This window comes from Rhodococcus sp. 15-725-2-2b (assembly GCF_002259075.1).
GTDB lineage: Bacteria > Actinomycetota > Actinomycetes > Mycobacteriales > Mycobacteriaceae > Rhodococcoides.
In genome coordinates this window covers 79,897-100,472 of record NZ_NPFL01000002.1, presented here as the reverse complement: position 1 = coordinate 100,472, position 20,576 = coordinate 79,897, and the positions used below count along the sequence as shown (strand labels likewise).

Here is a 20,576-nt window from a genome sequence, read left to right as displayed (position 1 = left end):
TCTGCCGGTCACCAACTGGTACCGGGGACCAGTCTTCCGACTCGTCGGATCACCTTGCCGATGCGTGCGCTCGGAGCCTTCGGATCGTAGGGACGCACCCGATAGGGCACCTTCCCGTCCTCGATCGTGACCGGCGTTTCACCCTTGGCTGCCGCGGATTCGGGAAATTTTCGGTAGTGCTGATGCATCGTGCGGTCTTTGCCCTTGGGGGCGAACATGGCACCGAATTGCCCGAGTGTTCCCAGTGGAGTGTCGATTCGCTTCGGCTTGTCGCTCAGTGCGCGAATGACGATCGCGGCAGCCTTCTCCGGTGAGAACACCGGACCGACGTTCTTGTCTCCCGTCGGGGTGATCATCGGTGTGTCCACCAGGGGCATGTGAATGGTGGTGTAGGTGATTCCATCCGAGAGTGTCTCTGCGGCAGCCACATCGGTGAAGCCGTCGAGCGCGGCCTTGCTGGCCACGTAGGCCGAGAACCGAGGCGGGTGTCCGAGGACCGCAGCGCTGGAGATGTTGACCACGTGCCCGAACTGACGTTCACGCATGTGTGGCAACAGTGTCAGCACCAAACGGATCGCCCCGAAGTAGTTGACGGCCATGGTGCGCTCGTAGTCGTGCAATCGATCGGTGGATCGATAGAGCGCGCGGCGGATGGATCGTCCGGCGCTGTTCACCAGCATGTCGACGTGATCGTGTTCGCTCAGAACCGTTTTCACGGTCTGATCCACCGATTCGCTGTCGGTGACGTCGCACGAGTAACCGTAGGCGGTGCCGCCCGATTCGCGGATGTGCTCGACCAACTCGTCGAGTTGATCCTGACCGCGCGCGAGCAGAATGACCACCGCACCCTTGCGGGCAGCTGCTTCGGCGCTGGCACGGCCGATTCCGGACGAGCCACCGGTGATGACGATGTGACGGCCGAACAGCGGCCCGCGTGGGTCGTTTCGGCGGTTGCGCTTGGGATCGAAGTTCTCCCGCCAGTGAGTCCACACTCGATCGGCGTACGTCCGCAGCGGTGGCGGCGTGATCGAGCTGCCCTGCAACGCTTTCTGTGTCGATGCCGACTCGAACACGGTGGGCAGAGTCAGGTGTTCGAGCATCACCGGAGGTACTCCGAGATCACGGAGGGCAGCGTCGCGTTGCTTGCGCACGGCCCTGGACCTGGGGGAGACCACGGGAGCGACCAGCGCTCCTGGCACGTCGACGATTCGCGCGCGAGATCCCGCTGCCGACGAGAACGCGGCGTAGACCTCTGCCATCGACTGAGGCGTCGGATTGACCAGATGGAACACGCTGCCGGGAGCGGTGTTTCGATGCACGAGCTCGACGATGGCGTCGGCGACGTAGTCGACCGGAACCAGGTTGGTAGCGCCCATCTTAGGCACCGTGATCGGTACGACGGAGGGCAGCTTGGCCAGCTCCGCGAAGAACGGGAAGAAGAAGTACGGTCCGTCGACCTTGTCGATGGCACCGGTCTCCGAGTGCCCGATGATCGCGGCAGGCCGATACACCCGCCAGTCCGCAGCGCTGTCGCGGACCAACTTCTCGGACTCGAACTTGGTGCGGTGATAGGCAGTCGGAAAATTCTGGCCGAGGTCGAAGTCGTTCTCGGAGAACGTTCCTCGATAGTCGCCCGCAACGGCGATCGACGAGATGTGGTGCAGGCGGGCCCCGGTCTTCTCGGCGAGGCCGATCACCGAGGCAGTTCCGGCGACGTTGGTCGGGGCTTGCTCGTCGCCTGCGGTCAGGTCGTAGACGGCTCCGAGATGGAGGATGTGGTCGATGTCGGTAGGCACGTCTCGGAGTCCGAGCTCCGGCTCGGTGAGATCGCCGACCAGCGGGTGAATTCGGTCGCCGTCGTCGAGGTGCTGTGCCAATCGCTCGAGACGGGCCACCGATCCCGGACGCACCAGCACGTGGATCGCGGCGAGCGCATCACGTTCGAGCAATCGGGGCAGGACGTTCTTCCCGAGAAACCCGGTACCGCCGGTTACGATGTAGTTCGCCATGCGAGCCGACCTTACTCCAAGGTAAGTTCCGGTGCTAGTGCCCGATACCTGCTTTTTCGTGCACTTTCTTCATCCAGGCCGGTGCCCACCAGTTCGCCTCGCCCATGAGTTTGACTAGTGACGGAACCAGCAACATCCGGATGATGGTGGCGTCGATGATCAGCGCCAGGATGACTCCGACGCCGAGGAACCTCATGATCGACAGACCCGAGACGGTGAAGGCCCCGGTGACGACGATCAGTATCAGCGCCGCCGCGGTCACGATGCGTCCGGTGCGTTGAGCGCCGAAGATCACCGCTTCCTCGGTGCTCGCTCCAGCCGCGCGAGCCTCCACCATGCGCGACATCAGGAACACCTCGTAGTCGGTCGACAAGCCGAAGATGACCGCGAGAATGAGAACCACGAACGTCGATTCGAGCGGACCGGGGGTGACGCCGAGCAGGCCGGCTCCGTGGCCTTCCTGGAACACCCACGTGAGTGCGCCGAAGGTGGCGGCCAGGCTCAGTCCGGCCATCAGGACCGCCTTGATCGGCAACACGATCGATCCGAATGCGAGGAACAGCAACACCAGCGTCGAGACGACCATGATCGTGATCATCACCGGTAGCCACTTCGCGATCGCCGCATTGCCGTCGTCGACGTTGGCTCGTCCGCCGCCGACGAGGATCTCGGTACCGTCCGGAGGAGTGATCGCGCGCAGCGTCGCCACTGCGTCGGATTGGGATTCGGCCTCGCTCAGCCCGCCGGTCGGTTCGCTGTAGGACGCCTGCAGCGTCACGAAATCGTCTTTCGAGCCCAGGAATTCGGCTCGGGCGATACCGGGCGTGGATTCCACGGCGGAGGTGAGCGCCGCAATCGGTGCGCCCTGAGGCTTGACGCCGTCCAGGCCGCGCAGAACCACGGTTGCGCCCTCGCCGGTGGATTCGAAGTCGGAGCCGAGAGTCTCGAACGCCATGCGCGCAGGGTTGTCCTTCGGCAGTGCCGTGTAGTCGACCTCTCCGAGCGATACCTTCAGGATCGGGGTGGCGATGATCAGCAAGCCGGCGACGATGACGGCAGCGACGATGCCCGGATGCTTCATGACGCGGGTGACGACGCCGCCCCAGAACTTGTGTGCGCGTGCATCGCCTCGGTCGGACGCTGTGCGCGACCACGTCCAGGAGTTGATGCGGGTACCGAGAATGGCGAGCAGGGCGGGAACCGCGGTCAGTGACAGGACGGCTGCACTCGCCACTGCGGCCATGGCCCCGAACCCGAGAGATCGGATCACTGCCTGCGGGAAGACGAGCATCCCGGCGAATGCGCAGATCAGCAGCAGTCCGGAGAAGACGACGGTCTTGCCTGCGGTGGCGACGGTGCGGATTGTCGCGTCGATCGGCGTCGATCCACCGCGCAGTTCCTCGCGGAACCTGCTGACGACGAACAGTCCGTAGTCGATGGCCAGGCCCAGTCCCAGCAACGACGCGACGTTGATCGAGAACGAGCTGACTTCGGTGAACTCGGTGAGCACTCGCAGGATGGCCAGGGAGCTGAGCACGCTCAGAATGCCGACGAAGACCGGAACCGCTGCGGCGATCACGCCGCCGAAGATGAAGATCAGCAGCAGCAGTGTGATGGGAACAGCGATGATCTCGGAGCGGATCAGGTCGCGTTCGAGGGTTTCGCTGAGCGAGACTCCCACCACCGTTGCGCCGGCGAACTGAGATTCGATGCCGGGCACTTCGAGCTGTGGTGGAAGCTCGCCGAAGGTGTTGAACGTGACGCCCGAGTTCGCGCCGAGGTACACCGTGGCCAACGCCTTGGTTCGGTCCTTGGAGACCAGGAATTCCTTGCTGATCGGGTCTGCGCTCCAGTACGAGGCGACGTTGCCGAGGGTGTATCGACTGCTGAACTCGTCGAGCGTCGCTTGCACCTGTGGTCCGATGTCGTCGATCGACCGGCCCTCGGGGGCGGTGTAGATCGCGACGATGTCGGGGGTCGGTTGGCCTATGCCCTGCACCAGCCGTGCGACCTCGGACGATTCGCTGCCTGCGTCGGCGTAGCCGCCCTCGCTCAGTTTCGAGAAGACGCCGAGTCCGAAGATTCCGCCGACGGCGACGACGGCGACGACAACTGCGAGTGCCCATCGTTTGTGCGATACGACGAACGAGGCCCAACGCGTCACGTCTGTGCTCCGGCTCTGTGAAAGGGATTCGGCGAAAAAGGGTCAGTGGCGATTCGACTCTAGTTGATCCGTGTCGGACCCCCGTGTTCTCATTAGAACAAGTGTTCGATGAGGTGGTGACGTGAGGGAAGGTGGTCTCGATGGGATGGAACGACGGACCACCCACGTGGTCGGAGATGGAACGAGTCCTGTCCGGACGCCCGAAGCCCGTGGCCGAGGGTGACGGAGGTGACAGCCCGGCGTGGTCACGAAAGAGGGACGTCTACGACCGCACCATCGACAAGCCCACTCTGTCGGTGACTCCCTACGCGGAATTGCACGCGCACTCGGCGTTCAGTTTTCTCGACGGTGCCTCGCAGCCCGAGGAGATGGTCGAGGAAGCGGTACGCCTCGGCCTCGAGTCCATCGCCATCACCGACCACGACGGTTTCTACGGGGTCGTGCGGTTCGCCGAGGCAGCCAGAGCTCTCGGTATCGGAACCGTGTTCGGTGCCGAACTCTCGTTGGACACCCATCGATCCCGAGCCGGAGAGACCGATCCCGACGGCACCCACCTACTGGTGCTCGCTCGCGGACAGGAGGGGTATCGCCGGCTCTCGCGTCGGATCGCCGCTGCACACCTGGCGGGCGGGGTCAAAGGTAAGCCGCAGTACGACATCGACGAACTCACCGAATCGGCGGGCGGTCACTGGCAGATTCTCACCGGTTGCCGGAAGGGGCATGTTCGCCAGGCGCTCTCGCGTGGTGGTCCGGAGGCAGCAGAGGCCGCGCTGCGCACACTCGTCGACCGGTTCGGATCCGATCGTGTCACCGTCGAACTCACCCGGCACGGCGTCGCAGACGACGACGAGCGCAACGACGCACTCGCGACTCTGGCGCAGCGGTACGGCCTTCCGACGATCGCCACCACGGCCGCGCACTACGCCGGTCCGCGTAGCAGGAGATTGGCCATGGCGATGGCGGCTGTGCGCGCACGGAGCAGCTTGGACGAGGCTGCCGGTTGGTTGGCACCGACCGGCGGTGGACATCTACGGTCCGGGGCGGAAATGGCCGAACTGTTCCGTCACTATCCGGGCGCGGTGCGCAGTGCCGTCGAGCTCGGTCGTGAGTGTTCGTTCGATCTGAAGCTGATCGCGCCGCGCCTGCCACCGTTCGATGTGCCCGACGGATACACCGAGATCAGCTATCTGCGTCGACTCACGTTCGAGGGAGCCGCCCGTCGGTACGGCTCGCAGTCGGCGAACCCGGCCGCCTATTCGCAGCTCGAGTACGAGCTCGACATCATCGAGAGGCTCGAATTCCCCGGCTACTTCCTGGTGGTCCACGACATCGTCCACTTCTGCAAGACTCACGACATCCTCTGTCAGGGAAGGGGTTCGGCGGCCAACTCGGCTGTCTGCTTCGCGATCGGCATCACCAACGTCGATCCGGTGGCGAACAAGCTGCTGTTCGAGCGGTTCCTCGCACCCGAGCGCGACGGGCCGCCCGACATCGACATCGACATCGAATCCGATCGTCGAGAAGAGGCGATCCAGCACGTCTACGCCAAGTACGGCCGCACTCATGCCGCCCAGGTGGCCAACGTCATCACCTACCGCGGCAAGTCGTCGGTACGAGACATGGCGCGTGCGCTCGGCTTTTCGCAGGGACAACAGGACGCGTGGAGCAAGCAGATCACCCGCTGGTCCGGAATCGGTGATCAGGACGGCGACGGAATTCCCGACTCCGTTCTCGACCTGGCCCGTCAGATCGAAGGCTTCCCACGTCACCTCGGCATTCACTCCGGCGGCATGGTGATCTGTGATCGTCCGATCGCCGACGTCTGCCCGGTGGAATGGGCGACGATGGAGAACCGCAGTGTGCTCCAGTGGGACAAGGATGACTGTGCCGCAGTGGGTTTGGTGAAGTTCGACATGCTCGGACTCGGTATGCTCTCGGCGCTGCACTACATGATGGACCTGATCGCCGAGCACAAGGGCATCGACATCGAACTCGCCTCGATCGATCTGTCCGAGCCCGAGGTGTACGAGATGCTCCAGCGAGCCGATTCGGTGGGGGTGTTCCAGGTCGAGTCCCGCGCGCAGATGGCCACTCTGCCGCGTCTGAAGCCGCGCAACTTCTACGATCTGGTGGTCGAGGTCGCGCTGATCCGTCCCGGTCCGATCCAGGGTGGTTCGGTGCACCCGTACATCAAGCGCCGCAACGGACTCGAGCCGGTGATCTTCGAGCATCCGTCGCTGAAGAAGGCGCTCGATCGAACACTCGGTGTGCCGCTGTTCCAGGAACAGCTGATGCAGATGGCCATCGATGTTGCGGGTTTCAGTGCCGCCGACGCCGATCAACTACGCCGTGCCATGGGATCGAAACGGTCACCGGAGAAGATGGAACTGCTGAGGGGACGGTTCTACGACGGGATGCGCGACCTGCACGGCATCACCGGTACAGCTGCCGACCGAATCTACGAGAAGCTGTCGGCCTTCGCCAATTTCGGCTTCCCCGAGAGCCATTCGCAGAGCTTCGCCTCACTGGTGTTCTACTCCTCCTGGTTCAAGCTGCATCACCCGGCGGCGTTCTGTGCCGGACTGCTGCGCGCTCAGCCGATGGGTTTCTATTCACCGCAATCTCTGGTCGCCGACGCCAGGCGACACGGCGTGCTGGTCCACGGTGCCGACGTCAATGCCAGTCTCGGTCATGCGAACCTGGAGGGAAACGGCCTCGAGATTCGGATGGGGTTGGCGGACGTGAAGTTCATCGGTACTGCTCTGGCTCAGAAGATCGTCGACGCGCGAGACGCACACGGGCCGTACACCTCGTTCCTGGACCTGACGGGACGCGTCGAACTGTCGGTGGCGCAGGCGGAAGCGCTGGCAACGGCAGGCGCACTCGGGTGTTTCGGCATCACCCGTCGAGAGGCACTGTGGGCTGCGGGTGCGGCGGCGGGGGAGCGTCCCGGCCTGCTGCCCGGCATCGGAGCGTCGACGAAAGCGCCTGCGTTACCGGGCATGTCGGATCTCGATCTGGCGTCGGCCGACGTCTGGGCAACCGGTGTGTCACCGGATTCCTATCCCACGCAGTTCTTTCGAGATCGGCTCGATTCGCTCGGCGTGGTTCCCGCGAATCGACTGCTGCAGATCCCCGACGGAGACAGAGTGCTCGTCGGCGGTGCGGTGACGCATCGCCAGCGGCCGGCCACGGCCGGAGGCGTCACGTTCATCAACCTCGAGGACGAGACCGGCATGGTCAACGTGGTGTGCTCGGTCGGGTTGTGGGCCAAGTACCGCAAGTTGGCAATCACGGCTCCGGCGTTGCTGATTCGCGGCAAGGTACAGAACGCCGAGGGTGCGGTGACCGTGGTTGCCGATCATCTGCAACTGATGGATTTACGAGTTGCGTCCAGATCGAGGGACTTCCGATGAAGGGCGGCGTGCACAATCGACGGGTGAAGTTGCTGCTGATCGCCGACACTCATCTCCCGAAACGTGCACGCGACCTGCCCGACGAGGTGTGGGCGGCCGTCGACGACGCGGATGTCGTGATCCATGCCGGTGATTGGGTGGACCTCGCATCGTTCGAGGAACTGTCACGGCGGTCGCGTCGTCTGGTCGCGTGCTGGGGGAACAACGACGGTGACGAGTTGCGCGCGCTGATGCCCGAACGCGCCGACGTCGTGCTCGGCGGGGTTCGGTTCACCGTGATCCACGAGACCGGAGCTGCGACGGGACGTGAACGACGCATGGCCGCGGCGTACCCGGAGACGGACGTGCTCGTGTTCGGCCACAGTCACATCCCGTGGGACACGTTCGCGGACAACGGTCTTCGGCTGCTCAACCCCGGGTCACCGACGGATCGGCGCCGCCAACCGTACTGTACGTACATGACCGCCACAGCCGAAGACGGTGCGCTGACGAACGTGGAGCTGCATCGCATCGCCCCTCGGTAGTCACGACCGAAGTACTCACATTCCGCCGGCCACCCTGACGACGGTTCCGGTCGCGTATCGCGCATCATCGGAGAGCAACCAGGACACGGCTCCGGCGATCTCGTCCGGCGCACCGGGGCGGCCGAGGGGAATGCTCGACGCCATCTTCTGTGGTCGCTGTCGATCGCGATGGAAGTCGGTCTCGATGATGCCCGGTGCCACCGCGTTGACGCGAATGTTCTGCGCAGCAACTTCTTTCGCCAGACCGACTGTCAGCGTATCGACGGCGGCCTTCGCCGCCGCGTAGTGGACGTACATGCCGGGGCTGCCCAAAGTCGCGGCAGCTGAGGAGATGTTGACGATCGAGCCACCCGATTCGACCATCGCCGCGATCGCGTACTTGCAGCAGGTGAGCACACCGACCAGGTTGACGTCGAGGTCTGCTCTGATGGTCTCGATGTCGTTGTCGACCAGCAGCCCGACTGCGCGTGCCGAACCGGCGTTGTTGACCAGACCGGTGACAGCCCCGATCTCGCCGGCGGCACCGAACAGATCGATCACCGCCTGCTCGTCGGTGGTGTCGGCGCGTACGGCGATCACGGTTCGGCCGGATGCCGACAGCTCGGCGGCCAACCCTTCCGCGGCGGTGGCGTCGGAGCGATAGCCGATCACCACATCGTGCCCGTCGGCCACCAGCCGTCGGGATACGGCGGCACCGATTCCGCGACTTCCACCGGTGACGATGGTCAGGGGAGCGCTCATCGTTGAACAATAGCCATCGCGGAGAGGGCACAATTGCGGCAGAGGCAACCGCGTTCGACCGGAAGGGGCTCCGCGGTGATCGATCGATCGGAATTGGCAGTGTTTCTCCGGCAGCGGCGCGAATCTCTGCAACCCGAGGACGTCGGGCTGCCGCGAGGGCAGCGCAGACGGACTCAGGGCCTACGCCGCGAAGAGGTGGCCGAGCTGTGCCACATGTCGACCGACTACTACGCACGACTCGAACGTGCTACCGGACCCGCTCCGTCGGCGCAGATGATCGCCTCGATCGCGCAGGGACTGCATCTGTCGCTCGGTGAGCGTGATCACGTGTTTCGATTGGCCGGGCACAATCCTCCTGCCCGCGGTTCGTCGAGCGAGCACGTCAGCCCGGGAATGCTCCGAATTCTGGACCGCCTGAACGACACGCCCGCCGAGATCGTGTCCGAAATCGGAGAGACGCTGCGTCAGACGCCGCTGGGTGCGGCACTGACAGGTGATGCGTCGCTGCGCACCGGGCCGAACCGGAGTCTGGGATACCGATGGTTCACCGACCCCGAGGCCCGGCAGTCGTACCCGCCCGAAGAGCGTGCGGTGCTGTCTCGGGTGTACGCGTCGGGGCTGCGCGAGATCGTCACTCTTCGCGGACCCGACTCGAGAGCTGCGCACCTGTCCGCAGAATTGCTCGAGGTCAGCGAGGAGTTTCGAACCCTGTGGGCGAAGCGCGAAGTGGGAGTTCACCCACCCGAGTCGAAGCGGTTTCTGCACCCGACGGTCGGCCTGCTGCAACTGAACTGCCAGACACTGCTGGACCCCGAGCAGGCGCATCGACTGCTGGTGTACACGGCAGTGCCCGGCAGCGAGAGCTACGCCAAATTGGAACTGCTCGCGGTGGTGGGAACTCAGGTTCTGTCCTGACGCGATTCGACGGTGGCGGTCGTATCAGTGGATCGGCAAGTCCTGGATGAGCCCGCGGCAATCGTCGAACATGGGTTCTGCAGGTCGAATCCACACGATCAACACCGACACAGGAGCTTGTCATGAGCCGAACAGCACACACATCCCTTCGCGATCTGACGGGCAAGGTGGCCGTCGTCACGGGAGCGAGCGACGGGATCGGAACGGTCATCGCCACGCAGCTCGCCCGCTCCGGTGCCGAGGTCGTGATGCCGGTGCGCTCGGCCACCAAGGGGGAGCGGGCCGCCGAATCGATCCGAGCCGCCGTGCCGGGAGCGAAGGTCGCCACTCGGGCGCTGGATCTGTCGTCGTTGGAATCCGTTTCCGCTCTGGTGAACGATTTCTCATCCGATGGACGGGCGATCGACATACTCGTCAACAACGCCGGTGTCATGCAGCCACCTGCACGCCAGGTCACCCAGGATGGTTTCGAGCTGCAGTTCGGCACCAATCACCTCGGCCACTTCGCGCTCACCCTCGGTCTGTTGCCGCTGCTGCGCAAAGGTGATGCGAGAGTCACCCATCAGACGAGCATTGCGGCACGGTCGGCGACCATCAATTGGGACGATCTCAACTGGGAGCGTTCCTACGACGTCATGAAGGCCTACGGTCAATCGAAGCTCGCGGTGGCTCTGTTCGCACGCGAACTCGAGGCGCGCAGCAGGGCCGGCGGCTGGGGAATCACCAGCAACATCGCTCACCCCGGAGTTTCGCCGACCAATCTGCTTGCGGCACAACCGGAATTGGGGCGCCCGAAAGATTCGGCAGGAAGACGATTGATCGGCGTTCTTGCCCGCGTCGGCATCGCGGGCACGGTGGACAGTGCAGCACGGCCGGGATTGGTTGCAGCCGCGGGTGGAGCCGCGGGTGGGGATCAGTTCTTCGGCCCGAAACGAGTCATCGGCGGGCCACCGACCGAGGTCGGCATGTGGAAGCCGATGCGCAGCATGGACGATGCACGCCGACTCTGGGAGGTGTCCGAACAGCTCACCGGGGTGCGGCTCTCGTCCTGATCCACTCGAAGGTCCTCACTGGGGTGTCGGCGCGGGCTCCCTGGCGTGATCGACGAGATCGTGTACCAATCCGATGATGACGTCCATCTGAGCGATGACCTCGACGCGCAGTCGGTCCTGCTGGTCTTCGGACATCGACGGTGCGTCGGGCCCGTCGAGCGACATCAGTAGGTCGATGTTCGTACGCAGGGCCGTCAGGGGCTCCATCAGTTCCGCTCCTGCGTCGACGATCAGTTGCCCCTGTCGTGCTCGCGAACGAGACAGGGACGCCAACATCTCGTTGAAGCTGTTGGCCAGTGAAGCCAGTTCGTCGTCACCGTTGACATCGATGGGCTCGAAGTCCCCGGTCCGGGCCACACGTTCGGTGCCCGCGCGAAGTCGGCGTACCGGCCTGAGGCCGGTACGGGCCACGGCTGCACCGGCGACGCCGGCAAGCGCGACGAGAAATGCTCCGACGATGACGAGTGCGAGTGTGAGCTTGGCCAGCAAGGGTGACGCTTCATTGAGCGATTCGGCCACCATGATCGTTCCGCCGGAGCCGGTGCGTGCTGCCGACAGGTAATAGCCTCGTACCTCGCGCAGCGACTGCTCGACGGTGCCGTCCACGACAGATTTCTCCGCGTCGTCCAGAACTCCGTCGGAATTGGTGAACGGCTCGGTGCCAGTCGTCGACGTCACCAACGTGCCGTCGGGCGTCACCAGCGCTGCTTTCACCGCGGTGCCTTCGGTGTCTTCTATACCGAAGCCGAAGAGACCCGCCGGAACGCCGGATGCGGCGCTGGCAATGAGAGCGTCGCTGTTGCGTTCGACGCGGTCCACGATCTGTGAGCGGAGGGCCTGTTCTGCGACGAGATAGATCGCGAGAGCACTCACTGCGACTGCCAGGGCTGCCACGCTCATCGTCAATACTCTGATGCGGCCGTGCAACGATAGTGCCCGGGGGCGAGCTCTTGCACGTGAATTGCTCATTTCTCGAGTATGCCGGTCGATGAGCGATGACCATTCTGCAGGCCGCACGGACCGATGTCGTCGTTCGGCCGAGGGCCGACGGTTCATCGTGTTCGTGCACGTGGGTTCGGGTTCCCGACCTCGACGCGAGCGCCGGCACGGGTCCCCAAGGCCTTCACGAAAGTTCGATCTTCAGAAGGGCGGGGTGTCGGTGTCCTGACTGTCCGACGGTGATTCCGACTTCCGGTGGTCGGGTGGGTGGGGGTAGGCGATGATGCCGGAGTTTCTCGGTTGGGTGGGGATGTGTGGTCTGAGGTCGTTGCCGAGGATGGGGACGGCGGTGCCGTTGGCGGGCAGGGTGATTCGGGTGGTCTTCGATGTCGATGTCCACAGGATCGCTCCGCCGGGGAGCATGACGGCTTTCCAGTAGCCGGCGGTTTTGACGCAGTGGTGGTACTCGCACAGGCACTGCAGATTGCCCACAGTGGTCCAGCCGCCGCCGACGGGGTTGCTGTGGTCGAACGGGTTCACGTGGTCGAGTTGGCAGCGGGCGGCGGGGCGGTGGCAGCCGGGGAAGCGGCAGTGTTTGTCGCGGAATCGGACCGCTGCGGTGGTGAGGGCGTCGGGTCGGTAGATCAGGGCCCGGTCGGTCAAGGGGTCGCGGGGTACCGACTTTCCGAGGGTGGGGTCGGCGGCGATGGCAGCTTCGAGTGCGGCAGCAAGGGAGGCGGTGCCGAGATAGAGGCCCCCGGGTGTGCGGCCTGCTCTGTGGACGGTTCGATTCGGCCGCAGTGTCGAGCACGGGTCGCTGGCGGGCAGACCGAGGGCAGAGCTGTGCCGTGTGCCCCGGCCGACGGGAGTGTGGGTACAGAACAGCGCTGCGGCGGCGGTCAGTGATTGCGTCCGTCGCTGTTTGTCGCCGCCGTCGGGTACAGGTGAGGATGTGTCTGCGCCTGGAGTGGTCGCTGCGTTGTTCGTCGCCGGCGGTAGTCCAGGTGTCGGCGGGACCGTCCTGGGTTGCTCGGGTCGATCCGAAGCAGAAGGAGTTCGGGTTCGATCGGGTGCAGTGCTGGGCGGCATCGGTGTTGGTGCAGGTGCCGGATCCGGTGTTCGAGGTGGTTCTCCGGTCGGGACGGGTGTCGAACTCGATGTGCCGACCGCACCTCGTGCCGATGCTGCATGCACGACTGCTGGATCTGAGTCACGGTCGGGATCTGTTTCCGGGTCGGACGCAGATCCCGCCGCTGTCGGTGGTGCTGATGCGGGCGAGGGCGAGGGCGAAGGTGAGAGTGAGGGCGAGGTGGTCGTGTTCGTTACCGGCGTGCTGGTCGGAGATGGCGAGGATGTCGGCGATGCAGCGGTGACGGATCCGTTCGCCGGTTCCACCTCCGGGGCAGTGGTCGCATCGGTGACGACGTCGACGGGAGCACCTGTGGTCGTGCAAGTTTCGGTCTCGGTCTCGGTCTCGGTCTCGGTCTCGGACTCGGGTTCCGGGTTGCTGTCGGTGCGGCTGTGGGTCTCGGTAGCGCGTCTTCCCGACGCGGTGTTTGTCCCTGAGTCGGCGTCAGTGTCAGTGTCCGTGTCCGCTGTCGCTCCCGACCCTGAGTCCGACTCCTGCGTCTGCATTTTCGGTGTTCGTTCCCATTCCCCGGTTTCCGGGTTCTGCACGGCCAGTCCGAGTTTCTCGGCGAGGGTAACTGCGTCGGTGAGCAGGATCTGCCACTGACTGCTGCGCGCCAACTCCCGAGCGAGGTCAGGATCGATGGAACCGTGCCCGGCCAGATACGCCGGGTTCGCAAGCAACCCGATCAGGGTGGCGATGTCGACGGTGACCATCGTCAACGGCACCCGCCGATCGGGCAACACCGCATCCGCTTTCGGGCAGTCCTCCCGTCGGCACAGGCACGCCAGTCGGGGTTCGCCGTGCATGCGGGCCATGAACGCATCGCACAGGCGTTCCTTCTTCCCGCGCGGATCTTTCGGGCACAAGGTGTCGGCCATCTCCTCGAGCAACTGCCACGCAGCGGCAGCTTCCGGGGCGGTCAACTCCGCCCGGATCCGGGCCAGTTCCCCGGCCGGGGTGTAGGTGACGGTGCGGAACCTCTTCGCGAATTCGCGTAGTGCGGCTGCTTCCTCGGGGGCGACCCGGAACAGGATGTCCCAGATCTCCTTCTCGAGTGGACCCGGTGACAACCGGTGGGCTGCTTCGACGACCTCGGCTTCGACGGAGGTGACGATGTCGTCGGAGAGGTTGTCGAGGATCCGGCACACCGTGCGCACCCGCGGAAGGTCGATCTCCCCGGTCTCGAATGCTCTGCGCAGCAGTGGGAGTCGGGTGTGCAGGGCGACGCCGACCGAGATATACGATTCGGCGACCGTCGCCGAGCATCCCAACGCGACGGCCATTTCGGTGCACCCGTATCGGCTGTACTGCTTGTACTCGATGTCGTGGGTGATCCAGCTCCGATGGACCTCGTAACAGGCGGTGATCTTGCGGGCGGCCTGCCGATTCTCCGCACGCGCGGCCGCGGTCAACGCCTCCAGTGACACAGCTGGCAGTGCACCCATCTTTCACCCCCCCGGTGAGCAACGTTTCAGAACGTGCGTTCGAACTGAAAGAAGACTAACCCGGGCCACCGACAAGAAACGGAAGGGCGGTTGGGGAGTGCCGACTTGTATGCCCGAAGGCGGTGATCCGCCGGTGTACGGGCTGTCGTCACGCCGATCGAGAAGTCCGGCCACACCGTATATGTCGGCGGAGCCGATTACCTCGACGAGTTCGTGTCGGGGTAATCGGCTCCGTTCGACTGAATATCTGTTGTGGAACCGGGCAATCAGCTACCGAGGACGCAGAACTGGCCGCTCGTGAGGTTCAGTGCCAGAGACAGGGGTCCCACACAATCGACGCCCTGAGCCTCCGAGGTAGCGCCGGATCCCCACCCGGCGACTGCGAGGGTCGTCTGCCCGGCATCGGCCCACGAGTGCGCGATTCCGCCACCGAGTGCCAGTGCGTAGGCAGTGCCCGCATTCTTGCTCGCTCCGAGGGCGACGCCGTATCCGTTGGCGTACGTAGTCGTCGCGCCGGGGCCGTCGTTGACGCTGACTGCGGTGCCACTGTCGGCAGCACCTGCGGTGGCCCGTCCGGTGCCGTTCGAGGTCGCTCCGCAGCTCGCGGTGTCGTCGACCTGGATGTCGTTGGCCGAAGGCGGAGACACGCAGTTGACGGGGGCTGCCGACGCAGTGGCCGTGCCCGACAGGGCGGCGACCGTCAATCCCGAGCCCATGGCGAATATTGCTGCGGTGCGGGCAATTCGACTGGAGAACCGACTGGATGTGCGCGCGGAGGAGGAGTTGGCGGACGAGAAACGGGGCAGGGAAACAGAGAACAAAAGAAAGCTCCTTCACGAGCGAAACGGGCCGGTGCGGCACACGGTACCCCGCCCCGCCAGTCCATGGCAGCAAGCAGGCGCAGTTTGTGTAACGGTGCCGCAGGCATCCGGTGACGGATCGCCGTAGAAGTCCGGTTTCGCGCACCCCGGCTGCCGCGGTTGGGACCGTCCGAGCCATGTTCAAGTCGCCATCGTGCTCGGTGTCCGATGCGGCGAATTATGTTCCATCTCTTGATATTTCAGTGCATCGAACAGATCTCTTGCTCGTGCCAGAGGTGGCTGGGGGCTCCGAGCGGCAGCAATCCTGGGTGCCGGGCGAACGAAAGAAAATCGTTACCGGGCAGCTGCCGATTGTCGCCGACGATTTGTCGACGCTCACAATGAGTTTCACCGCCGATACCGAAGGCAGCCGTTCGCCTCCGTCGGAGAGTTCTACGTAGTGGTGCAGGTCGTGCACCGGCATCCCGACAACCGCATCCGGGTCGGCAACACGGTCGGTCGGCCGCGAGTAGGGCGTCGCCGGCCGTCCCGGTCAGCGCGCGCTCGAACGCAAACCCGTCAGACGCTGCCTTCGTACCCGTGTTGCCGCCATGCTTCGTACATCGTCACCGCTGCTGCGTTGGCGAGGTTGAGCGATCGACGGCCCGGAATCATCGGAATACGGAGTCGATCGGTCACGCGGGGATCGTCCAGAACCTCGTCGGGCAATCCTGTCGGTTCCGGTCCGAACAGAAGAACGTCGCCGGGTTCGTACGCGACGTCGGCATAGGACCGACTCGCGTGAGCGGTGTAGGCGAACACTCGCGTCGGTGCCAGTGCGGACCAGGCCGACGGCAGGTCTTCGTGAACGGTGACCGACGCCAGATCGTGGTAGTCCAAGCCTGCCCGCTTGAGTTTCGGCTCGGACATGTCGAAGCCGAGCGGGCCCACCAGATGCAGTTCGCAGCCGGTCCCGGCGACCAGGCGTATTGCGTTGCCGGTGTTCTGTGGAATGCGGGGCTCGAAGAACATGAGTCGAAACACCCGGTTCACTCTGCCATCACGAGCCCGGGAAGTATGGGGCAGGTGGACGACGAACAGACGATCGGTGAGGATTTTTCCGACACGCGGCTCGACGGGCAGGAGTGGACCGGTAGGCAGTTCGTTCGATGTACCTTTCGCGACGCGGACATGAGCGGCGTCCGAACCGACTCGGTGGTGTTCTCCGAATGCGACTTCACCGGTACCGACCTGACCGAATCGGTTCATACGAACTCTGCATTTCGATCGTGCACTTTCACTCGGACCAATCTGCAGCACAGCACTTTTCGCCATTCGACCATGATGGGCTCCGTGTTCGTCGACAGTCGCATGCGTCCAGCGACCTACGACGAAGTCGACTTCACCCTCGCATCGCTGGGCAACGCGGACCTTCGCGGCCTCGATCTGACGGGGTGCCGGATGCGGGAAGCGAACCTCGTGTTCGCAGACTTCCGGAAGGCAACCGTGCGCTCGGTCGATTTCTCGGGTGCCAGGGCAATCGATGCGAAGTTCGACGAGGCGGATCTTCGTGGAGCCGTCGCCGACGCATCTCTGTGGGTGAGCGCGAGCGTGCGCAACGCGAAGATCGAGCTGATGCAGGCGGTGGCCTATGCGGCAGCTCATGGGCTCGTCGTCGAGGGTTGACGGTGGTGATCGGACCGGTGCGCCGCTGCTGACGCCGAACCTGGAACAATGACCGGGTGACTGCAACGATTCTCGATGGCAAAGCGACCCGTGACGAGATATTCGTCGATCTCACCGCCCGCGTGGCAACGCTGCGTGAGAAGGGCATCACCCCAGGTCTGGCGACCGTGCTGGTGGGCGATGATCCGGGTTCGGCCGCGTACGTCCGGGGCAAGCACAACGACTGCGCCAAGGTCGGCATCACCTCGATTCGTCGCGATCTGCCCGCGGACATCACCCAGGCAGATCTCGAAGCCGTCATCGACGAACTCAATGCCAACCCCGAATGCACCGGCTACATCGTCCAGCTGCCCTTGCCGAAGCATCTCGACGAGAACGCTGCGCTCGAGCGAATCGATCCGGACAAGGACGCCGACGGTCTGCACCCGATCAATCTCGGACGGCTGGTACTGGGCAAGGATGCCGCACTGCCGTGTACACCTCGCGGGATCGTGCACCTGCTGCGCCGCTACGACGTTGCTCTCGACGGTGCGCACGCGGTGGTCATCGGCCGCGGAGTGACGGTGGGGCGACCCATCGGCCTGTTGCTCACGAGGCGTTCCGAGAACGCAACAGTGACGTTGTGCCACACAGGAACTCGTGATCTGGCCGCCGAGGTCTCACGCGCGGACATCGTCATCGCTGCTGCCGGAGTACCCGGGTTGATCACTGCGGACATGGTCAAGGCGGGTGCTGCGGTGCTCGACGTCGGGGTCACCCGCACCGAGGACGGACTGCGCGGCGACGTCGCAGGCGATGTCGCGGAGGTGGCCGGATTCCTGTCGCCCAACCCCGGAGGTGTCGGCCCGCTGACGCGGGCCTTCCTGCTCACCAATGTCGTCGAACGCGCCGAGCGCGTCGCTGCCGAGAGCTGAGCGAACCGGACGTGAACCATCCAGAGGATGCGCGGCGGGAGCTCGACACAGGATTTCGCGCTGCAGTCACGCGCAATCTACCGATCGTCGCAGTCTCGGTCGTCGTCCTCGCCGCGCTGATTCTGGTGCTGGCCGATCGCTGGCGGCGCGGCGCATTCATCTTCGGATGCGCCGCACTGCTGGCGGCCGTCCTGCGGCTGTGCCTGCCCGAAACACGAGTCGGCACACTGCAAGTGCGCAGTCGCGTGTTCGATGTGCTGGCGCTGGGCTGCGTCGGCGGAGCGATCGTCTTTCTGTCGCTGTCGATCGATCCGCTGGGGACCGACTGACCTTGTCCGGCGGTGTCAGCGCCGTCCGAGGCGGGCCAGCTCCATCGTCTCGGCGAGCAGCTTCGCCACCGAATCGGCCTCGGTGAGGAAACCGTCGTGTCCGTCGCGAGACTGGATCACTTCGAGTCCACGGCACTGCGGGAGTTCGCGAGCGATCTCCTTCTGCAGGCGAAGCGGATACAGGCGATCGGAGTCGACTCCGCCGACGATCGTCGGAACCGGCGTGGACGCAAGGGCTTCGGCCACTCCGCCGCGACCACGGCCCACATCGTGACGGTTCATTGCCTCACTGAGCAGTACGTACGTCGCCGCGTCGAACCGGTTGACGAGTTTGGCAGCCTGATGCTCCAGGTAGCTCTGCGCGGAGTATCTGCCGCCGGCCCACGGGTCTTCGTCGTTCTGCGGTGTGTTCCCGAACCTGTTGTCGAGTTCGCTCTCGGTCCGGTACGTCAGGTGCGCGATGCGTCGCGCGATGCCGAGTCCGGCGGTCGGCGAGGTGCCGGTGTCGTGGTAGTTGCCGCCGAGCCACCCTGGATCGGCCTTGATCGCGGCGATCTGTGTCGTCTGGGTACCGATCTGGTCGGCAGTTGCCCTGGCGCCGACTGCCAGGACCAAGGCGGCCGCCACTCGGTCGGGATGGCCCACGATCCATTCGAGAGTGCGCATCCCGCCCATCGAGCCGCCGACGACGGCTGCGAACCGCTCGATTCCCAGTACGTCGGCCACGGCCGCCTCGGCAGCGACCTGATCACGGATGGAGATGTCCGGGAAGCGAGATCCGTACGGCATGCCGTCGGGAGAAATGCTGCTCGGGCCCGTGGTCCCGCCGCAGCCGCCGAGCACGTTCGTCGCCACGACGCACCACTCGTCGGTGTCGATGGGGCAGCCGGGACCGACCATTCCGTTCCACCAACCGGGCAGAGCGTGATCGGCATCCGGCGGACCGGATACATGCGAGTCCCCGGTCAGGGCGTGCTCGACGAGCACGACGTTGCTGCGGTCGGTGGCGAGTTCGCCCCAGCGTTGCACCGCGACGGTGACCTGGGGGATTCGAGCGCCGTTCTCGAGATCGAGACCACCGATGTCGATGGTTCCCAACCGCCCGTCCGGAGACGGAAGTACCGCCTCCGGACGAACGCCTGTGTCGCAGCTGTGGCTCAAGATGCCGCCGCGCTGAATCCGACCTCGAGGTCGGCGATGATGTCGTCGATTCCCTCGATGCCCACGGCGAGACGCACCAGGCCGGGAGTGACACCCGACGCCAGCTGCTCTTCCGGAGTCAGCTGGGAATGGGTGGTGGAAGCGGGATGGATGACGAGTGAACGCACGTCTCCGATGTTAGCGACGTGGCTGTGGAGAGTGAGTGCGTTGACGAACTTCTTGCCCGCGTCAACGCCTCCCTTCAGCTCGAACGCGATGATCGCGCCCTGCCCCTTCGGCAACAACTCCTGCCCGCGCTGGTACCACGGCGAGGATTCGAGTCCGGCGTAGTTGATCGAGACGACGTCGTCGCGACCGGCGAGGAAGGCGGCAACCTTCTGTGCGTTCGCCACGTGCCGCTCGATCCGAAGGCTCAACGTTTCCAGACCCTGGCTGATGAGGAAGGCGTTGAACGGCGAGACCGCAGCACCGATGTCGCGCAACAGTTGAACGCGTGCCTTCAGCGCGAATGCGGGCGCACCGAGATCGGCGAACACGACGCCGTGGTAGCTCGGATCCGCGGTGGTGAAGTTGGGATGACGGCCCTGCGTCCAATCGAACGTCCCGCCGTCCACGATGACGCCCGCGATCGCCGTTCCGTGGCCGCCGAGATACTTCGTCGCGGAGTGCACCACGATGTCGGCCCCGTGCTTCAACGGCTGCAGCAGGTACGGCGTCGCCACCGTGTTGTCCACGATCAGCGGGATGCCGTTCTCGTGGGCCACGGCCGAGATCCCCGGGATGTCGAGAATGTCGTTCTTCGGGTTCGAGATCGACTCGCCGTAGAACGCCTTGGTCGACGGAGTGATCGCGGCACGCCACTGCTCGAGATCGTCGGGATCGTCGACGAACGAGACGGTGATGCCCAGCTTGGGGAGCGTGTAGTGGAACAGGTTGTACGTGCCGCCGTAGAGCCGCGGGCTCGACACGATGTGGTCGCCTGCCTCCGCGAGATTGAGGATCGCGAACGTCTCGGCGGCTTGACCCGATGCGAGCAACAACGCCGCGACTCCACCTTCGAGGGCGGCGATGCGCTGCTCGACGACATCCTGCGTCGGGTTGATGATGCGGGTGTAGATGTTGCCGGGTTCTGCCAGGCCGAACAGGGCAGCTGCGTGATCGGTGTTGTCGAACGTGTACGAGGTGGTCTGGTAGATCGGCAACGCACGAGCCTTGGTGGTGCCGTCCGGAGTCTGGCCCGAGTGGATCTGCTTGGTCTCGAAGCTCCAGTCGGCGGCAGGATCGGTGAACGGATCCTCGGTGGGGGCCCCGGTGGCGTCGACGACGTCCGGTGTGGAATCGGTCATGGC

The 20,576-nt window shown here is 64.7% G+C and carries 17 protein-coding genes; 8 read left to right on the top strand and 9 right to left on the bottom strand.

Annotated elements, in window-relative coordinates; translation table 11 throughout:
• Positions 1 to 8: 8 nt before the first annotated feature.
• Both CH306_RS00540 and CH306_RS00535 read right to left on the bottom strand, forming a co-directional pair.
• A complete protein-coding gene (locus CH306_RS00540) occupies positions 9 to 2,009 on the bottom strand; it encodes an SDR family oxidoreductase (protein ID WP_094645359.1) in 2,001 nt (666 codons plus the stop codon).
• 34 nt (positions 2,010 to 2,043) lie between these two features.
• Positions 2,044 to 4,173 (bottom strand): MMPL family transporter, encoded by a 2,130-nt coding sequence (locus CH306_RS00535; RefSeq protein WP_094645358.1) that lies wholly within the window; start codon positions 4,171 to 4,173, stop codon positions 2,044 to 2,046.
• A gap of 140 nt (positions 4,174 to 4,313) precedes the next feature.
• Here CH306_RS00535 and CH306_RS00530 point away from each other — a divergent pair, with 140 nt between their 5' ends.
• Together CH306_RS00530 and CH306_RS00525 are read left to right on the top strand one after the other, a co-directional pair.
• Complete coding sequence (locus tag CH306_RS00530) at positions 4,314 to 7,589, top strand: error-prone DNA polymerase (protein ID WP_094645461.1); 3,276 nt, start codon at positions 4,314 to 4,316, stop codon at positions 7,587 to 7,589.
• Positions 7,590 to 7,612: 23 nt separating this feature from the next.
• A complete protein-coding gene (locus CH306_RS00525) occupies positions 7,613 to 8,113 on the top strand; it encodes a metallophosphoesterase family protein (RefSeq protein ID WP_032398227.1) in 501 nt (166 codons plus the stop codon).
• Between the two features lie 15 nt (positions 8,114 to 8,128).
• Here CH306_RS00525 and CH306_RS00520 read toward each other — a convergent pair whose 3' ends face one another.
• Complete coding sequence (locus CH306_RS00520) at positions 8,129 to 8,854, bottom strand: SDR family NAD(P)-dependent oxidoreductase (RefSeq protein WP_094645357.1); 726 nt, start codon at positions 8,852 to 8,854, stop codon at positions 8,129 to 8,131.
• A gap of 75 nt (positions 8,855 to 8,929) precedes the next feature.
• Here CH306_RS00520 and CH306_RS00515 point away from each other — a divergent pair, with 75 nt between their 5' ends.
• Positions 8,930 to 9,769 carry a helix-turn-helix transcriptional regulator gene (locus CH306_RS00515; RefSeq protein ID WP_032397483.1) on the top strand — a complete coding sequence of 280 codons (840 nt, stop codon included), beginning with the start codon at positions 8,930 to 8,932 and terminating at the stop codon, positions 9,767 to 9,769.
• A 122-nt stretch (positions 9,770 to 9,891) separates the two neighbouring features.
• Positions 9,892 to 10,821: an SDR family oxidoreductase gene (locus CH306_RS00510; RefSeq protein WP_094645356.1), complete on the top strand. Its 930-nt coding sequence runs from the start codon at positions 9,892 to 9,894 to the stop codon at positions 10,819 to 10,821.
• Between the two features lie 15 nt (positions 10,822 to 10,836).
• Here CH306_RS00510 and CH306_RS00505 read toward each other — a convergent pair whose 3' ends face one another.
• The 3 genes from CH306_RS00505 to CH306_RS00495 form a co-directional block, all read right to left on the bottom strand.
• Complete coding sequence (locus CH306_RS00505) at positions 10,837 to 11,721, bottom strand: methyl-accepting chemotaxis protein (RefSeq protein WP_256980994.1); 885 nt, start codon at positions 11,719 to 11,721, stop codon at positions 10,837 to 10,839.
• 240 nt (positions 11,722 to 11,961) lie between these two features.
• A complete protein-coding gene (locus CH306_RS29735; RefSeq protein ID WP_094645355.1) occupies positions 11,962 to 14,337 on the bottom strand; it encodes an HNH endonuclease signature motif containing protein in 2,376 nt (791 codons plus the stop codon).
• A gap of 266 nt (positions 14,338 to 14,603) precedes the next feature.
• The gene (locus tag CH306_RS00495) at positions 14,604 to 15,158 is read right to left on the bottom strand and encodes a DUF6764 family protein (protein ID WP_176459253.1); all 555 of its coding nucleotides are present in this window, start codon (positions 15,156 to 15,158) and stop codon (positions 14,604 to 14,606) included.
• Positions 15,159 to 15,334: 176 nt separating this feature from the next.
• Here CH306_RS00495 and CH306_RS28740 point away from each other — a divergent pair, with 176 nt between their 5' ends.
• Positions 15,335 to 15,598, top strand: coding sequence for a hypothetical protein (locus CH306_RS28740; protein WP_141214721.1), 264 nt, complete (start codon positions 15,335 to 15,337; stop codon positions 15,596 to 15,598).
• Positions 15,599 to 15,716: 118 nt separating this feature from the next.
• Here the strand turns inward: CH306_RS28740 and CH306_RS00490 are convergent, their stop codons facing one another.
• Entirely contained in the window at positions 15,717 to 16,181 is a 465-nt protein-coding gene (locus tag CH306_RS00490) for a tRNA (cytidine(34)-2'-O)-methyltransferase (protein WP_179272905.1), read from the bottom strand.
• A 33-nt stretch (positions 16,182 to 16,214) separates the two neighbouring features.
• Here CH306_RS00490 and CH306_RS00485 point away from each other — a divergent pair, with 33 nt between their 5' ends.
• The 3 genes from CH306_RS00485 to CH306_RS00475 are packed head-to-tail and all read left to right on the top strand — an operon-like array spanning position 16,215 to position 18,066.
• The gene (locus CH306_RS00485) at positions 16,215 to 16,823 is read left to right on the top strand and encodes a pentapeptide repeat-containing protein (RefSeq protein ID WP_094645353.1); all 609 of its coding nucleotides are present in this window, start codon (positions 16,215 to 16,217) and stop codon (positions 16,821 to 16,823) included.
• Between the two features lie 56 nt (positions 16,824 to 16,879).
• A complete protein-coding gene (locus CH306_RS00480; protein WP_032397475.1) occupies positions 16,880 to 17,737 on the top strand; it encodes a bifunctional methylenetetrahydrofolate dehydrogenase/methenyltetrahydrofolate cyclohydrolase in 858 nt (285 codons plus the stop codon).
• 11 nt (positions 17,738 to 17,748) lie between these two features.
• Positions 17,749 to 18,066 carry a DUF3017 domain-containing protein gene (locus tag CH306_RS00475; RefSeq protein WP_045195859.1) on the top strand — a complete coding sequence of 106 codons (318 nt, stop codon included), beginning with the start codon at positions 17,749 to 17,751 and terminating at the stop codon, positions 18,064 to 18,066.
• A 15-nt stretch (positions 18,067 to 18,081) separates the two neighbouring features.
• On the opposite strand, the gene metX is transcribed toward CH306_RS00475, so the two are convergent.
• Together metX and CH306_RS00465 are read right to left on the bottom strand one after the other, a co-directional pair.
• On the bottom strand, positions 18,082 to 19,230 hold the full coding sequence (gene metX, locus CH306_RS00470; RefSeq protein ID WP_373453515.1) for a homoserine O-acetyltransferase MetX: 1,149 nt from the start codon (positions 19,228 to 19,230) through the stop codon (positions 18,082 to 18,084).
• Positions 19,224 to 20,573: a bifunctional o-acetylhomoserine/o-acetylserine sulfhydrylase gene (locus CH306_RS00465; RefSeq protein WP_082073732.1), complete on the bottom strand. Its 1,350-nt coding sequence runs from the start codon at positions 20,571 to 20,573 to the stop codon at positions 19,224 to 19,226. The genes metX and CH306_RS00465 overlap by 7 nt, the downstream gene beginning before the upstream one ends.
• Between the last annotated feature and the right edge of the window lie 3 nt (positions 20,574 to 20,576).

Coding starts and splice junctions, on each gene's coding strand:
- CH306_RS29735 (WP_094645355.1), bottom strand. CDS start 14,337: ATGGGTGCACTGCCAGCTGTGTCACTGGAGGCGTTGACCGCGGCCGCG.
- CH306_RS00510 (WP_094645356.1), top strand. CDS start 9,892: ATGAGCCGAACAGCACACACATCCCTTCGCGATCTGACGGGCAAGGTG.
- CH306_RS00520 (WP_094645357.1), bottom strand. CDS start 8,854: ATGAGCGCTCCCCTGACCATCGTCACCGGTGGAAGTCGCGGAATCGGT.
- CH306_RS28740 (WP_141214721.1), top strand. CDS start 15,335: ATGTTCAAGTCGCCATCGTGCTCGGTGTCCGATGCGGCGAATTATGTT.
- CH306_RS00485 (WP_094645353.1), top strand. CDS start 16,215: ATGGGGCAGGTGGACGACGAACAGACGATCGGTGAGGATTTTTCCGAC.
- CH306_RS00505 (WP_256980994.1), bottom strand. CDS start 11,721: ATGAGCGTGGCAGCCCTGGCAGTCGCAGTGAGTGCTCTCGCGATCTAT.
- CH306_RS00530 (WP_094645461.1), top strand. CDS start 4,314: ATGGGATGGAACGACGGACCACCCACGTGGTCGGAGATGGAACGAGTC.
- CH306_RS00465 (WP_082073732.1), bottom strand. CDS start 20,573: ATGACCGATTCCACACCGGACGTCGTCGACGCCACCGGGGCCCCCACC.
- CH306_RS00540 (WP_094645359.1), bottom strand. CDS start 2,009: ATGGCGAACTACATCGTAACCGGCGGTACCGGGTTTCTCGGGAAGAAC.